General features: G+C 39.1%; 9 protein-coding genes. 3 read left to right on the top strand and 6 right to left on the bottom strand.

Annotated features, from left to right (window positions below):
• Positions 1–368 precede the first annotated feature (368 nt).
• From trmL to AACW45_RS28995, 5 genes are all read right to left on the bottom strand, one after another.
• A complete protein-coding gene (gene trmL, locus AACW45_RS28975; RefSeq protein ID WP_190539597.1) occupies positions 369–830 on the bottom strand; it encodes a tRNA (uridine(34)/cytosine(34)/5-carboxymethylaminomethyluridine(34)-2'-O)-methyltransferase TrmL in 462 nt (153 codons plus the stop codon).
• Between the two features lie 287 nt (positions 831–1,117).
• A complete protein-coding gene (gene gshA / locus AACW45_RS28980; protein ID WP_190636382.1) occupies positions 1,118–2,257 on the bottom strand; it encodes a glutamate--cysteine ligase in 1,140 nt (379 codons plus the stop codon).
• Between the two features lie 588 nt (positions 2,258–2,845).
• On the bottom strand, positions 2,846–4,696 hold the full coding sequence (locus AACW45_RS28985) for a hypothetical protein (RefSeq protein ID WP_190636384.1): 1,851 nt from the start codon (positions 4,694–4,696) through the stop codon (positions 2,846–2,848).
• Complete coding sequence (locus AACW45_RS28990) at positions 4,674–9,167, bottom strand: translation initiation factor IF-2 N-terminal domain-containing protein (RefSeq protein ID WP_190636386.1); 4,494 nt, start codon at positions 9,165–9,167, stop codon at positions 4,674–4,676. The genes AACW45_RS28985 and AACW45_RS28990 overlap by 23 nt, the downstream gene beginning before the upstream one ends.
• Before the next feature lie 75 nt (positions 9,168–9,242).
• On the bottom strand, positions 9,243–10,160 hold the full coding sequence (locus AACW45_RS28995) for a histone deacetylase family protein (protein WP_190636422.1): 918 nt from the start codon (positions 10,158–10,160) through the stop codon (positions 9,243–9,245).
• Positions 10,161–10,613: 453 nt separating this feature from the next.
• Between AACW45_RS28995 and AACW45_RS29000 the strand changes: the two genes are divergently transcribed.
• The gene (locus AACW45_RS29000) at positions 10,614–11,639 is read left to right on the top strand and encodes a mechanosensitive ion channel family protein (protein ID WP_190636425.1); all 1,026 of its coding nucleotides are present in this window, start codon (positions 10,614–10,616) and stop codon (positions 11,637–11,639) included.
• 831 nt (positions 11,640–12,470) lie between these two features.
• On the opposite strand, the gene AACW45_RS29005 is transcribed toward AACW45_RS29000, so the two are convergent.
• Positions 12,471–14,177: an S-layer homology domain-containing protein gene (locus tag AACW45_RS29005; protein ID WP_190636388.1), complete on the bottom strand. Its 1,707-nt coding sequence runs from the start codon at positions 14,175–14,177 to the stop codon at positions 12,471–12,473.
• 370 nt (positions 14,178–14,547) lie between these two features.
• On the opposite strand from AACW45_RS29005, the gene AACW45_RS29010 reads away from it, so the two are divergent.
• Together AACW45_RS29010 and AACW45_RS29015 are read left to right on the top strand one after the other, a co-directional pair.
• The gene (locus AACW45_RS29010) at positions 14,548–15,438 is read left to right on the top strand and encodes an alpha/beta fold hydrolase (RefSeq protein WP_190636390.1); all 891 of its coding nucleotides are present in this window, start codon (positions 14,548–14,550) and stop codon (positions 15,436–15,438) included.
• A 417-nt stretch (positions 15,439–15,855) separates the two neighbouring features.
• Complete coding sequence (locus AACW45_RS29015) at positions 15,856–16,917, top strand: serine/threonine protein kinase (RefSeq protein WP_190636392.1); 1,062 nt, start codon at positions 15,856–15,858, stop codon at positions 16,915–16,917.
• Positions 16,918–17,020 lie beyond the last annotated feature (103 nt).

The following is a 17,020-nucleotide window of genomic DNA, read 5'->3' on the forward strand; positions in this document are numbered from 1 at the left end:
TATCTCCCAGCTACTTTTTTCTTTTTGGTAAATCAAGCTTGAGTCAAAAATGACTAAATGCCCTATAAGACTAGGTTTTTGTCCTTTTGTTCCCAAGTTTAGAGATAATTGAAATTCATCAAAATCTATCATTCAATTTGCGGATTGACCTGGATTTTAGATACAAATTTCTTATATAAGCTGTCCGAGGTTTGTAAGTATTGTTTACTCAACTTCGTAAAAGCTTACAGACTCAAGTATAACCATTCACTGGAATTTGGCTGTAACAATCGCTAATATTTGCTCAATTTAGTTAAATCTTTAAATTGAACTAGGAAATTATAGATTTTATTTAAGTATTTTTACTGAAGTTTTTCTAGCACAGAGGTTTATTGTAAATAACCCAGTTGGCGACGGGCTTCAAATAAGCTGACGGCGACACTCACGGAAAGATTCAAGCTGCGCACGTGAGGTTCTGTCATGGGGATGTAAAGAGTGCGATCGCAAGCGGATATTACTGTTGGAGGTAAGCCTGTAGTTTCGCTACCATACAGCAGCCAATCATCTGCTTGAAACTGAAATTGGGCGTAATTAGCGGTACCTCTGACAGAAAAACCCAATAATCTCCCACCACGTTGCTGATGCGCGTCTTTAAAGGCTTCTATAGATTCGTGATAGGTGAGTTTAACGTAAGGCCAATAATCTAAACCTGCTCTTTTGAGGTAGCGATCGCTAATTTCAAACCCTAAAGGCCCTACCAAATGTAATTCCGTACCTGTGGCTGCACAAGTACGGGCTATATTGCCTGTATTTGGGGGAATTAGGGGATTAACTAAAACTACCTGGGGCATTATTCAGTGGTTAGAATGTATTCTCAAAAACAATGTATCACCTTGTAACATTCTACCAAAGGAAGAGCAACAATCTATAGGTTTTGTTAATAATTATCAAGCTCTAGCAAATGATTAGATTTTTAAAACAAAGAAATGTATCCCTCAAAACATTATTTTGAGAGTTTGATTAACTCAGCTGAAGGTAATAATAATTTTTTTCTATCACAGCGATCTGCTGCTTACTAGAGGGTTTGTTTCTACCTCCACAAAAATCTATCATTTGCTAGATGTTATGGGGTGTAGTGCTACACCACTGAGGGGGAACACAATTTATCTTCTAATTCCAATTCCCGTTCTTGGATAGCAACAATTGCTTGGGAAATCACGCGCTGAGAATCAAATCCCACGCCGTGTAGCTGTAACCATTGTTGAGCTTCATTTCCTTCGCGGAGAATTTTGTGTAAGGGAGACAGGAAACAACTAAATCCTTGTTGTTTAGCGATCGCCCATACATCTTGATACATTTGTTCTACCCAATCTCTAGCGATGATGGTTCTGCCATCTTGCCAATGTTGAAGCGGTGCATCTAAACTATTCGCTGCTGCTGCTGCTTCGTTGCTGGCAATTAAATCGAGCAATTCTTCATGGGAAAGTTGACTTTGGGTTAAGGGATCTATTTCTGGATTTTCTAAGATTTGTAACAACCGTGCTTCTAACAAGGCTGTAATGGCGAGTAGAGCTACAGGATCTGTAACTAAATCGCAAATTCTTAATTCTAGCCGATTTAAGTCGTGGGGACGGCGATCGCCATTTGGGCGTACTGATGCCCACAAATGGCGGACATTTTGCATTGTACCCGTCGCTAGTTGCTCTTCTACCCATTGAATATGATCGGCGTGGCTGGCAAATAAAGGTACACGGGCTGGTGTATGGGGAAATAGCCCCCAACGGGTAGAGTGATAGCCAGTGGCTTTACCATCTAAAAAAGGCGAGGAAGCGCTGAGGGCGAGGAATAAGGGTGCTTCTGCCCGAATTACGCGACAAGCCCGCATTAATAGTTCAGGATCGCTAATACCAACGTTGATATGTACGCTAGCTGTGACTACTTTTGTGCCGTAGCTGCGCTCAATATAATCGTGATAAGGATTGGTGGGATCGGAACGGAAGAAGCGATCGCTCCTACCCAAAGATAGGGTACTGCCGGGAATTAAAGTATAATCGCCTAGTTGCTTGATATATTGGCGCAACTTTTGCCGAGGGCGCACCAAGGCACACAATAGCTGTTCATAACTATGCAAAGGTTTAGTTATGTATTCTACATTGCGGCTATCTGGCTCGCGCACAAATCCATCTAAAGCCTCGACAATTTTGTCAGAGAGTCCGACAATTTCACCTTGAGGTGTGCCAGTGTACATCTCAATTTCAAACCCTTTTGATAAGGTCACTTTTATCTCCTCGGCTCTCCTAGCCTCTAAATTGTAGCCAATGACACGATTTTCTGCATGGATGTTGGTGTTAAGTTTTTCTAGGCAATTTTTCCCAAAAAACCAACCATCATCAGTATTTCAATGATTTTTCAACCAATCAAGAATACTAAAGGCATAAATAATTTATGCCCTTAGTATTAGGAATTCATTACAAATATTGCAAACTCCAACTCCTTGGGTAGAGGATGTTACCTGCTGCATGGTAGATGAGACATTGGTAATTCCTTCCCCATTTCCCATAACTAGCAAGGATAATTAGAGTTTTTGAACATTAACTGTTGTTAATTAAATAACCTGCATTTGCCGATAGAAAATAACAGTTATTAATTGCTGTTAATTTCCTTGAGTGATTGCTTACAAGGGGCTAAAGACCAATTTCGGATAAAGGTTAATAGTTCCCTCTGATTTCATATTCTCATAAACTTATACTCATTCTCTATAAATTTTTACTTAACAATTTGTTGATGGTTGACTGTTGACGGTTGACTGTTGACAGAGAGGAATTTTTTGTGGTTCTTTCACTTTGTACCTTGGCGATTTGTTTTCTTAAGGCTTTGTCTTTTTCTTTCTGGTGGAAGGTGCTGCGGCTTTGCGCTTTGTTTTTGGTTGTGAAGTTTTTTGGGAAATAAACTCGGTAGGTGAATCAGTCTCAGCAGCTATATGAAGCCGGAGAAACTGCGCCCACACTTCATTGTTGAGTAAATTGAGAGCAGTATCGGGGTTTTGTTGCGCGATCGCACTGAGCAATTGAGGGTATGCTAGGCGTAATTGCTCAATAAAAGCTGCTGATTCTTCCACCTGACTCAGTAATAATAGCGATGATTGTAAAATTGGGGAATCATCTGCTAAATTATGGGATTTTAAATTATGAATTACCACGTTTATATATATTGGCAGTAATTCTAGCCAATTATTTTCCTGTATTTGCTTGAGTGCGATTTCTAGCTTACCCAGGGTACCCCAAATACATAAACATTCTCTGGCTAATTGAATATCGCGTTTTTCTACAGCTTGTTGCCATAGTTTTTGGGCATGATTTTGGCAGCGAGTAGATAAAATTTCGTAGGCTTCTTGGATTATTTGGAATTTTCTTACCTGATAAACTAATTCACCTAATGGTATCTGTGATTCCTGATAATTGCGCCAGTGATAAAAACCACATTGGTAAATTTCTTGATCAATTATGATTTCTTGAATATAAACATCTTCTTCCAAGCCTAAAAGCTGTACTGATGGTAAATCTTCGGGTGTTTTAATCGCTTGTATTTTTTCTTTGATATCTAATAAATTTTCTGGCTCCCATTCTAATCCATAGCTAATGATTGTCGAAACGCCACGCTTTGCTAATGCTTCCAACACAGCGATAAATTCGGAGTTTATATTTAAATGATGTAGCCAAGTTGCATAAATAATAATTTTTTGTTTGGCTGTACTAATAATTTCTAAAAACTTTTGATTAATTTCGCGATCGCGTAATTGAATTACGTCTTTTTTATGACTATTACCTAAAGCCTGTTGGTAAATATTTTCTAATCTGGCTGCTGTTTCGGCATTTTGATATTTTTTGGCGGCTTCACGCTCAAAATTTAAGCTTTCATTGGGTAATTTACATAATGTATCTAAGGATATTTTACCTTCAGATAGCAGTAAGTCTAGCCATTTTGAGAGGGAATCTAAAATCTGCTTTCCTCTGCGCAGTTGGATAGTTAATTTCTCCGTAGTAGAATCAAAAATGAGAAATAGAGAGATTTTTCGCCAAATAATTTGTGTAGAACCTATACTTCTAAAAGCAGTGACAATCTTTCCTGTTTCTGGTACATGAAACCCTAAACCGGAAGCTTGGAGATTTTTTTGGACTTGTTCTAAATTCAAAGTAGAAATTATATTGTTTGACTCATTAAGCTGTAAAATACTTGTCAAACTTGGGAGATTAATTACTACTTCATTTAATGGCTCGGCTTGAAAGGTTACTGTTTCACCTAAAGAATCTGCGATCGCATAAATTTGCACAGCATAGGGAGGCTGAGGTACTGCGCCTTTATCGTAAAATAATCGCCCTTGTTCGGTAACTGTAATTGATGATTTTGGGGCGAGTGTTTGTAGTTTTTGTAAATTTTTAATTGTACTTTGAACGAATATTTGATCTAAACCCAATAAAGATGCTAATTCCTGGGCTGTTGGTGCTGGTTCAAATTCAATTCCTGCACGAATAATAAATTCTTCGAGTACGTTAAATGGACGAGGTTCGGTAATTGTTAGTTCTATATTTGTTTGCTGCAAACTATAGCGTAATTGACGGGCGGCGACAACTAATAAATCAGGATTTTGCGTTTCAATTTCTATGACTATATTTTGCAGACTTTCATCAATTGGTTTAGCTGAAGATGCGAGAAACATCTATGAAACCTCCATGATGACTGACAATATTAGCAACTTCGGAATACATACTGCCAACTTTACCTGATTGTTGGGTAAATAAATCGTGACAACCGACAATTACTAGTAATTCTTGGGCGCGAGAAAAGGCGACATTCACCCGTTCTGACTTTTTCGCAAATCCGACATCGCCTTTATTATTATTGCGTACCATACTCACAATTACTATTGGGCGTTCCATACCTTGAAATCTATCGACTGTACCAGTACGAATTTGTAAGGAAGGGAAAAGTTCTGATTGCAAACGTTCATCAATTTTTCGCAGTTGTGCGCCGTAAAATGTAATTACAGCTATTTCTTTTTTGGGTTCGCCACAAGCGACTTTTGCAGCCCAAGTATTTTCAAATTGCTGACAGATACGTTCAATTACATCAATTTCTTGGAGATTATATAAAGAAGTTCCTTCGCACTGTTCTTGAAATTCAGTTTCTTTGGGCATTTTTACCCAGATTAAATGATGTTGTGGTTGAATAAGTTCTCCCGCTAAATCATGAGCGCGTTTAATATCTGGTTGTAGAATTCCGCATTCTAGTTTACCTTGATAAAATTGATTGATTGCGCCCATAATATGAGGGTGCATTCGATATTGGGTAGTTAGCATTTGTTTAATGCTGGAATCTGCTTCTTCAAATTGGCTTTTAAATAGTGATTCTTCTAAAAATTGCAATTCTTCTCTACTACTGCCAATTTCTTGCACAACTTCCTCTAAAGTATTAGTATCCATCATTGGTGGTAGTTGACGATGATCGCCTACCATAACTAACTTTTTACCTTTCAAGGCTGGGATGAGTAATTCTGGTGGGGTACATTTACTAACTTCATCGATAATGACGACATCAAAGGATTGAAATTCTTCGGAAAAATCTCGTCCGGCTGCTTGGACACAAGTAATACCAACGACGTTACAATTGTCTAAATAGATTTGTCTTAAATCGTTGCGATCGCGTTCTGAAGGGTTACGGACTTTTGCAATCCAATCTTGGATAAAGCCTTGATATTTTTGCAGATGGTTTTCATCTTGACTGAGTTGCTGTTCGCCTGACTCAAACTGATTTTTGATGCTGCGTAAAAATTCTAAATCGTATAAGTTAGCTGGGGGAGATTTAGGCTTAAATTTATCTGGTAAAATTTGCCATTCTCTTTCCCACCATTGACGCTGGGATAATAAAGTATCTGGTGGTTGGGGTTGATTTCTTTCAGCTAATTCAGCTATTTTGATTTTTAAAGTTTCAAGCTGTTGCTGAAAAATTGTAATTTCTGCCGCTACGGTTGCTAGTTGTTCTTCAAGAGAAATTTGAATGTTTGCTAATACAGCGAAAGGTTCGATAGATGAAATTAAATTTTCCAGTTGACTGAGGTGATTTATCCAAGTATGTACGTGCTGGGAAAATTCTTGAGGATGTTCCCAAATTTTAGCTTGATTTGTTAAATATTTTTCAGCTAAAGTCCGCAATTGATTGGGTACGTTTGACTGTTGATTTAGTTCTTGTAAGATATTAATTGCTCTTTCGAGTTTTAGATTAGCATCTTGTCTCGCTGTTTCTATCTGGGTTTGAGTTTTTAATATTTGAGTTTGTGCAACTTCATTGTTGTGCAGTTCGTTTAGCTGTGCTTGCAGATGTTGTAGTTGTTTTTCTGCTTCAGTTTTTACTTGGAAAACGCACTGACGCGCATTAGTTAAGATAATATCTATCAGTTCTTGAGTAATTTTATTCAGAGTAGATGGGCTGTTATTCGGTTCCCAGACATTGCTATAAGTTTGTTGGATTCTCTGGAGAAAAATCCGTGTGGTTTCGACTAGAGTTTGGCGCTGATTGATTTCGAGATATTGATAGTTATTAAATTGTTTATGGATTTCTTGCCATTTGATGATATCGCTATTTTCTAATAATAGCGGAATCTGGCTAAAATTTTGCTGTAAAAAGTAGCTAAAACTATGCTGTCTACCTTTTCTATCTGTAAAATTACCCTCAATTTCATAAGTTATGGCTTTTGTTAATAACTCCCAATCTGGTAGATTAACTATATAGTTAGCTGGCATCAATGATATTTTTTGAGAATTAGCCAGTGTCAGTAATTCTGGTGGTAATTGCAGTAAATCTACTGTTAATAATTGGGAGGATTGGCGAGAATTAGCTAAGATTTCCGCCACGCGATGATTTGCTGTAGATTTCCACTCTTTAACAGCGTTGATGACTGCTTCAATTTCTTGCTTGCGAGTTTCCCAAGTTTGAATTGTTTGTTGTAAACTATGCTGTTTACTAAAGAATTGTTGATGATTCTTTTCTAATTGCTGTAAATTGTGCGAATGTTGTTTAAAAACTTCTACTGCGGCTGCAACTTCTAACATGGCTACAGTTGCACTTTGGGCGTAAATTAAGGCGGTTCTAAAGTCGGGAATTCCTGAAACTACAGTTTCTCTTAACCATACAGCTAACCCAAAAGCACCGCATTGTGGACGAAGTAAACCGAGTCCATCGGTTAAGCTGATGGCTTTACTGACATTAACTAAAAAGGTTTTAACTAAATGATTATTTTCTGTATAGGGTTTAAGATGGGGGAGGAAATTAGTAACTTCTGGGGCTTCCCAATTGACGATATTTGGGGCTTTTAAAAGATTTTCTAACCCCGACACGAGAGTTTCAATTTGATTTTTTTTCGCTACAGCTTCCTGATAAAGTGCTTCTTGCTTGGTAACATTACCTTCTAACTTTGGTAAACGTTGATTTACATCTTGTTGACTTTGTTGAAATTCTGCTTCTGCTTGAAAGTAAGCATTAAACTTTGCTGTTGAGGCGAGTAATTGACGGTAAAATTCTACATTTTCACGGCGTTTACTGAGATTAGTTTCGCAATCATGCGCCGTATTTTCTAACCAAGTACCGATTACTTGATCTTCTAAAAAAGGCTGTCCTTCTTCGCCAACTTTTTCAGCGCGTCCTTTACGTATCGCCCGAATTACGGGATTATGAACTAAACGACTGAGGGCGTTATCTACTGCTAAATTTGCTTGAGAAGCGATGAGAGTCCGCCCACCACGTAATGCAATTTGATAGCAAATTTCAGCAATTACTGTAGTTTTACCTGTCCCTGGCGGCCCTTGAATTAAAACTAAATCTTCGGCAGAAAGTACGGTTTCTACTGCTGCTTTTTGTCCGGGATTTGCAGTAGATAATAATAATTCTTCTGGTTCTAATTCTACAGTTTTTTGAATTGGTCTAGCTTGGGAAGCATCGAATAAAAAATTACCTAAATAAGGATTTTGGGTGCGTCCATTATTTAAATCATCTAAGGCTTTTTTCTTACGTTGAATTTGTTTAATATCACCCAAGGCTTCAAAACATAAAAAGCCGATGGTGGGAAGTTGATAACGTCCGCTAGTTAGATAATCAGCTAAATCTCGTTCTAGGTTGAGGCTAATTGTGCAGCGTTTTTGGTCAATTTCTGCAATCGAACCTATTAACCGTCCTTCTTGCCAATTTCTACCAGTAGGCGCAGTTTCAAATAATTTTAAATCGTCGTTTTTCGCTTTTCTTACCCTTACCCAAAAATTGTCTTCATCTAAAGGATTTTCGGGGGAACCGTCTAGAGTTGCTGAGGTAATATCAATTTCAAAACTGATGCGTCTTTTAAAGTTGTAGTGATATCTGGTATAAGAAATACAGAATTGGCGTGCTTGAGCAATTTTTTCTTCAATTTGTAAAAATGCTTTCCAAGCTTTGAGTTGTTCTTCTGTGGGTATATAGTCTCCACAAACTGGTGCTTCAGCTATGCGGGGAAATACTGAGGAAGGAATGCCGATATGATGTTCGTGATTGGGTAACAGGCGTAAGTTAAAGGGTACGGCGTAAGCATCAGCTTGTCCCCGTGAGATGGGGAGTAAGTAAACGGAGAGTAGCTTTAAACCGGTGTCGCTATTTTGTTGAACTGCGGCTTTAAATGCTAAGGTTTTACCGAGTTTTTGCAATCTGCTTGGTAATTTACTTTCTGGGGAGTCTGTGGCGATGATTAATTCCCAAATTTCTTCTTTTGCAGCTTTTCCTGCACCTTTACGCCGGATGTGAAATAAACAAGGTCTTTGTCCGACACATTCATACAATAATTCATGGGCGTATTCTCGGCGTTCGTTGAATTCGGGATATGCTTTGAGGGTGGATGCGTCTTCGAGATGGCGGATTAAGTTATCAACTGTCGAACCTACGAATATGTAACCCCAATCTTCGGAGGCTTTTTTTAGCCGGGAGGAATTTGATGCAACTTTTGCTGCTGGTGGTTTGGCGACTTTGCGAACTCTTTCCGCCTCGAATTCGGAGATGGTGCTGCTGGGGCTTTTGGCGGTAATGTTGAGTTGATCGCAAATTACTAGTAGCTTTTTGCTGTCTAGTTTTAGTTCGCTTGCTAGTTCGTAGATTCTGACTTTGGTTTTGTTCATTCAGTAACTTGGGTTACTTGCGCGGAAGTTATATTTATAAACATCTCACGCAGAGGCGCAGAGACGCAGAGAGATTTAGAGTTTGTATTGTTGGTACACTTCGCTAGCGGCGCGATGTATGAGGGAGTGTCGCCAGACGAGAGATTTTAAGTCATCGGCGTAACCACCACCGATGACGCAAGCGACGGGGTAACCGGCGCTGACGCAGGTGGTTAAAACTTGCATTTCGCGACGGAATATGCCAGTGTCGGTTAATGCTAATTTTCCCAGACGATCGCCTATATGAGGATCTACGCCAGCATCATAAAATACTATATCTGGTTGGACTTGGGATAATAAATCTGGTAAATAGTTAGCTAAGGTTTGTAAATAAGCATCGTCTTCCATTCCCACTGGTAGGGGTACGTCTAAATCGCTTTGCTGTTTGGTACCGGGAAAGTTGACTTCGCAATGCATCGAAAAGGTAAATACGCTGTCGTCGTCTTGGAAAATAAACGCTGTACCGTCGCCTTGATGGACATCTAAATCTACTATTAAGATTTTTTGCGCTAATCCGAGTTTTTGTAATACGCGAGATGCGATCGCTAAATCGTTGAAAATACAAAAACCAGATCCATAATCAGGAAAGGCATGATGTGTTCCACCAGCTGTATTGCAAGCTAAACCATGAGTCAGTGCTAATTGGGCAGTGAGTATTGTACCACCAACCGCTACACAGGTACGATTCGCTAAAGCTGGACTCCAAGGTAAGCCAATCCGCCGTTGTGCTTTGGCATCTAAGGTTCCCTGACAGTAAGCTTGGACATAATCGCTACTGTGAACTAATTCTATCAATTCTGCTGGTGGTGCTTGCGGTGTGTGAAATTGTTCGATTTGCGCTACTCCATCAGCTAGTAGTAATTCGTATAGTTGGCGGAACTTTAACATCGGGAAGCGATGTCCTGGAGGTAAGGGCGCAATATAATCTGGGTGATAAATAATTGGTAAGTACATTGTAGTGGGGCATGGGGCATTGGGCATGGGGCATGATTTAGTTGTTATTCATTTACTTGTCCCATTTTCTGTCCCTCATCGCCCAGTCACTTAGAAAACTAGTCATCACGGTAGGGTTATGTAAATTGGTCGAAATCAACCTAAATATATTACGAAACGTAAATAAATTTTAAACTGCTACCAATGACTAATGACCATTGACCATTGACAGCCCTAACAAGATATCTTTCATGGTAGCAACCGACTTACAAATCCCCAGTATTTATATCATGTAGCTGGTGTGAACTATATCGTCGCTTTATAAGATGCGATGCTACAGCCAGAGGTAGAAGTTCTATAAATCCATAAAATATTACACAGTTACTGAGCGAACTTACAAGGTAAAATTTATCCATTGTGAGTTACCCTAACTAAGTACCCTAATCTTAAATAGCTACTTGCAAATTGATGATGATGATGCAATGGATTCTGCCGATTGTATTTCTTCTTGCTGGCTTACTAGCGGGAGTAATTGGGGAAAAGTTTATCTTCAAGAAATTGAAAGTATTTGTCAGCAATACCAAGATTCCTGGAAGTGAAATTATATTTTCCTCACTGCATCGCATGACTTTTATTTGGTTTGCCCTTGCAGGATTTTCGGCAGCGATTCTGAGTGCGCCAATTAAGCCAGATATTGCTAATTTACTGCAAAAATCTATTACTGTAATTGTACTTTACTCAGTCACGCTAGTTTTGGCAAGGTTGAGTGCTGGGTTTGTCAATGTATTTACCCACAGAACTGAAGGCGTATCCGCTTCACTACTTTCTAATATCGCTAAGGTTTCTGTGATTGTTCTCGGTTCATTAATTTTATTGCAAACTGTTGGTGTGGAAATTACACCGATTGTCACTACATTAGGTATTAGCGGTTTGGCAGTTGGTTTAGCGCTTAAGGATACTTTAGAAAATTTATTTTCTGGATTCTATTTAATAATCTCTAAGCAGGTGCGAACTGGAGATTACGTCAAGCTAGCAGATAATCATGAAGGATATGTGATAGATATTTCTTGGCGCAATACGACTATTAGAGAACTTTCTAATAATGTGATAATTGTGCCTAATTCTAAATTAGGGTCGGCAATTTTTATTAATTATCATTTACCAGTTAAGGAAATTACTTTAACGCTGAATGTTGGGGTTGATTACGAGAGTGATTTGGAACATGTAGAAAAAGTGACTGTGCAAGTTGCTAAAGAAGTAATGCAGGAGATTGCACCACAATTAATCGCTAATGAACCTTATATCAGATTTCACAAATTTGGCGATTTTAGTATAGATTTTACTCTTTATATGCGCGTTAATGAATTTTTTGACCAGCGCATTGGCAGACATTTATTTATTAAGAAGTTACACAAACGCTATCAACAAGAGGGAATTAAAATACCTTTTCCAGCTAGGGAATTATATATGCAAGAGAATTCTGCCAGAATTGAAGGTTAATCGAAATATTCTCACCATTTAGTGGTATTAAGGTGGGGTTTCCGCGCTAAATGATTGCTTTCTCAAAAGCCCGTAGTTTTAGGGGACTTACAAAAAATAAATTACCCAAATTCCTTAGTGCGTTCGCGTAGCGTGTCCGTTGGCGCAGCCTCCCGCAGGGAAGGACAAACATCTTGCTCGCTTTTTAACATTAGCGAGCAAGATGCTCGCACTACAAATTTATTCGGTATTTAAAAAATTGGATGTCCCTAGCCTGTCGTAGATATCGCTTGACGATTTCTTTAAATTAGGGACTCATTTTTAAATTTTGAGTAAACGAAAAAGCTGATTACTTGCTCATTTAGATGTTTTAAGTAGGCCAAAAGCCATTTCACTTACTTAAAAAGCCTTATCGCTTACTCAAAAAGCCTTATTGCTTTCTAATTTTGGTGTTTTCCGCAAGCAAAAAGCCATTTCACTTACTCAAAAAGCTTTATTGCTTACTCATTTCGGTGAATCACGCACTCATTTTGGTGTTTTCCGCAGATAAAAAGCCTTATTGCTGACTCATTTCGGTAAATCGCGCAATCATTTGGGTGTTTTGCGCAAGTGTTTGGGTTGATTAGTTGCTCAAAAAGTGTAATGTTGAAGAACAAGCTACATAGCAGCTACACTTTCTGGTTTTTTGCGATCGCACTCAGTAAAAATAGCCTCTGTCTTAGCATTATCACTCACCTTGGAGTTCAATCCCAGAGCTATTGCAAAGGAATTTAGTCATCTTGAGATGACTTTCGCTATAAGCAAGGAACTTCAGTTCCTTGCGAGACAAAGGCTTTCACGTGATTTTAATAATTATTTCTTACCTGGGATGCGTCCACCTTCATCATTGCTACCGCCGTGAGGACGAGAATTACCAGGGTCGCAACCTTCTGCACCATTTCCTATACCTTGGTTACAATTAGGGCGTGGTTTTTTATCGTCTCTCTCAATTGCGCCTTGGTTGAGGACTTGAGAACGTTGCACTCTTTCTACTGCATACTGAGAGGAGATATCGGCTACTTCACCAGTGCTGACTAATGATTTATATATCAAAGCAGTCACTTCCGCTCTGGTTGCTACTTTATCAGTATTCAGGGTTTGAACGTCGGGATAGTTCACAACAATACCCCGTTGTGTAAGTGCTGCGATCGCATTTCGTACATCGCTACGAATTGCAGTAGCATCACTATAGGCTGCTAAAATTGTTTCGCTAGAACCAGTAAATGTATAGTTGAGTCCTTTGGCTATGGCTAGCAATACTTCTAAGCGAGAAAGACTTTGGGCTGGATTGAATTGATTACCGGAAACGGAAATAAAACCTGTAGAATAAGCTTCGCGGATAGCGCTATAAGCCCAGTGCTTGGTAGAAACATCGCGAAAACTGATGGGATTGCGCACTGTAACTTTTTCAAAAGCCTGACTCAACATCGCTGCAAATTGGGCGCGAGTCAACTGTTCATCAGGACGGAAATCACCATTGGGAAAGCCTTGGATAATTTGTAAGGCGGCTAATTCAGCAATAAATTCTCTCGCCCAGTGGCTTTGTGGAACATCGTTAAACCTAACTTGAACGCTGTTGTCTAAGCCGATTTCGCGATATTTCAACATCATCTGGCTGACATTATAAACAGAATTGTTATTATTGCCAACTTCAATGAGTTCCACCAGTTCCCCTGGTGTAGATTTCAACGCGGAAGCCATAGAGGAACTGAAGATAGTACTTGATTGACGCAAAACGCTGTATTCACCTTGAGTAAAGGAGGTAGGATAAACACAGTTTGCGGGAATTGTTGACCAACCTTGAACTTTAAATTGGCTAACGTTGATGTTGCGGGAATTTCTAAAGAAGGTAACGCGCTGATTGCTGACTTGGCTGAAATAGTCGTAAGTGGTGCTACCTGCATCAATTTTGCCATCGGAGTTGGCATCAGCACCATATATAGTACGCACAACTTTGTATTCGCTGGGGTTAGCAGCCAGAATTAAATTCACTGTGGTTTTGGCTGCTAAACATTCAAATTCGCTATAGCCAATAAAGCGGTTTTGATTATCATACAACCGCACGACGACGCGATCGCCTGCTTTTAAACCCTTCACAAATTTGGCTTTTTGCTGAATTTTGTACTTGTAATCGCCTAAAAACCTTTCTTTTAAATAGCCTTTACCACGTTTACTTTTCACAGAAACACGGGTGATGACTTCGGACATCTTACCCGCAGGTTGCCAAATTTTCAGGGTCACACCTTTATTTTTCTTGTGAATGCGGTTTTTGTCATCGTCGTCATCGTCATCGTCATCATCGTCGTCGTCATCATCGTCATCGTCGTCATCATCGTCGTCATCATCACGAGAATTATCAGCTACCAATTGTTTCTCTGCATAATTGCTGACATTTGACTCACCAGAATTAGATAACCCTGATGTCGCAAAAGTTGGCGATATCGGTAAAAATGTCACTACAACAGCAGCTATAACAAATTTACTCCAGTAAGCTAAATAACTCCGATTTGTGTGTTTCATCTCAGTTCATACCAATGGCTACTAGGTTACAAAAGCCTAAATTAGGCTGTTAATGCTTATCCCTTGTTGAGGACACCATTAAGATAGCCTAAAAAAGACACACTTTATGCACAGGATTTTTACTTACTACTTATAAGCAAAATGCATAACATTGTTCCAGTTATAGCCACAAATATTGCAATATAATTTGATTTTTATTTAAGTGCTAATTGCAACTAAAATTTAATCTGCTCATCTGGGTTAATACAGAAATTGACAGATGATAACAGCAGTCTTAATTTCAGCGATCGCAATGAAGACTAGAATGTTGTTTAAAATTCTCGCAGGCGGGAGATATTACTATAAAGACAATACTTTAGGAATCTTAATAATGAATTTAACGACCCAGCAGTCGCCTTCTGTGACTTTGGAAAAATACTTTTGGACTTGGCGCGGCTATAAAATTCAGTACACTGTCATGGGTTCAGGACAACCTTTGGTGTTGGTTCATGGCTTTGGCGCTTCTATTGGACACTGGCGCAAAAATATTCCCGTTTTAGCAAACGCAGGTTACCAAGTCTTTGCGGTGGATTTGTTGGGTTTTGGTGGTTCGGAGAAAGCACCGATTAATTACACCCTGGAACTTTGGGTAGAACTTCTCAAGGATTTTTGGATAGCACACATCAAACAACCTGCCGTATTTATCGGTAATTCCATTGGTGCATTAATTAGCTTAATGGTACTGGCAGAACATCCAGAAATTGCAGCCGGTGGTGTTTTAATTAACTCGGCTGGGGGTTTGAGTCATCGTCCCCATGAATTGAACCCACCGCTAAGGGTGGTGATGGCAGCTTTTAATAGAGTAGTGCGATCGCCGATCACAGGCAAATTTGTCTTTAACCGCATCCGTCAAAAATCCCAAATTCGCCGCACCCTTTACCAGGTGTACCGCAACCGCGAAGCTGTTACCGATGAATTAGTCGATTTACTTTATACCCCAGCTTGTGACCCAGGTGCGCAACAAGTCTTTGCATCAATTCTCACAGCGCCTCCTGGGCCTACTCCTGGGGAACTTTTGCCCAAAGTCGAACGTCCTTTATTAGTAATTTGGGGTGCTGATGATCCTTGGACACCAATTACGGGAGCAAAGATTTACGAAGAAGCGCGGGAGAATGGTAAAACCATCACAATTATCCCCATTCCCAACGCTGGTCATTGTCCCCATGATGAAGTTCCTGATATTGTCAATTCCCAAATTGTGGATTGGCTAGCGCAAAGGTGATGATTTCCGCGCATAGATATCTTTTAGATGTCTATGCGTCTTTGTGATATTAAGTCTGAGGGAACTCCAAAAAATGAATTATTCTGTTTTGTTGACGGTTGACGGTTGACTGTTGACTGTTGACTGTGAACAATAATAAGGGAATATTTTTTAATTGGAATTTTCTTAACTTTTGTCAATCCACATTCACCAAAAAAGTCTGAAGTATCGGGACATCCATTTTTTTAAATCCCCAATCAATTTGTAGTGCGAGCATCTTGCTCGCTTTTGAACACCAGCGAGCAAGATGTTTGTCCTTCGGACACGCTACGCGAACGCACTACGGAATTTGGGTAATTTATTTCTTGTAAGTCCCCTCTCCAACAAACAATCACTTCAGTCTTTATTTATCAAATTAAATGAGTGTGGAATTTATCTATGGAACTTGATGTGCGCAATGGATATCGAGGGGATATACCCTTTAATAAATATCCAGACTTTTCTCAGCATGGCTATCAAGTTCTCCAAGAATTAGGACGCAACCGGGAAGCAGGACGTACTACTTATTTAGCGCAGACAATCAAGACTAATCAAAAAGTAGTAATCAAAGAGTTTCGGCTTACCCATGCAATTCCTGATTTGTCTGGTGTCAAAGCTTATGAAAGGGAAATTCAAATTCTGCAACAATTAAATCATCCCCAGATTCCCCGCTATATCGATTGTTTTGCAACAGCAGGGAATTTTTATATGTTGCAAGAATATAAAAACGCTTTATCTTTAGGATTACAACGCAACTTTGAACCGGAAGAAGTAAAGCAAATAGCGATTTCTCTATTAGAGATTTTAATTTATCTGCAACAGCGAGTTAACCCAATTATTCATCGGGATATTAAACCAGAAAATATTTTAGTTGATGAGAAGCTTAATGCTTATTTAGTAGATTTTGGTTTGGCACAGAACCAAGGTGAAAAAATGTCTCTCAGCAGTTTAATAGAAGGAACACCAGGTTTCATATCACCTGAAGAACATTTTGGTTATTCTCTGACTGTAGCCTCAGATTTATATAGTTTAGGAGTAACTTTAATTTGTTTACTCACTCATACCCGCGCGGGAGATATTCATAAATTAATTAATCCTGAATATCGCGGGAATTTCCAGCAAAAATTATCGCCTAAAATCAGCCCATACTTTAAAGCTTGGTTGTTGAAAATGGTGGCACATAAACGCCAGCATCGCTATGCAAATGCAGCCGCAGCCTTAACAGCTTTGAAACCGATTGCAGCAATTGGTAATGGTACTGCTTTAGAAACTTTAACGGCTGCTGTTAAAAGTAGAAAAAAAGGTTTTGTCTTCGGACTCGCTACTTTAGGTACTTTAGCATTAGCTGGGAAAAATTTAGCGATCGCACAATCAGCAGTTATCAATACACAAGTACTAGAAGCAAGCGATCGCCCCAGTTTAAACTCCCACTTGAATCGTTTACAGAAAACTAGACATTAAATCAACGAGGTTGCTGTAATTATATATGTAAATCAACAAGCTTTGATTTACTGTCAAAAACCCGATAACTTTTTTGTTCAGCTTACCTGTATTAATTATACAT

The organism is Calothrix sp. FACHB-168 (assembly GCF_963889195.1).
Classification (GTDB): Bacteria; Cyanobacteriota; Cyanobacteriia; order Cyanobacteriales; family Nostocaceae; genus Aulosira; species Aulosira anomala_A.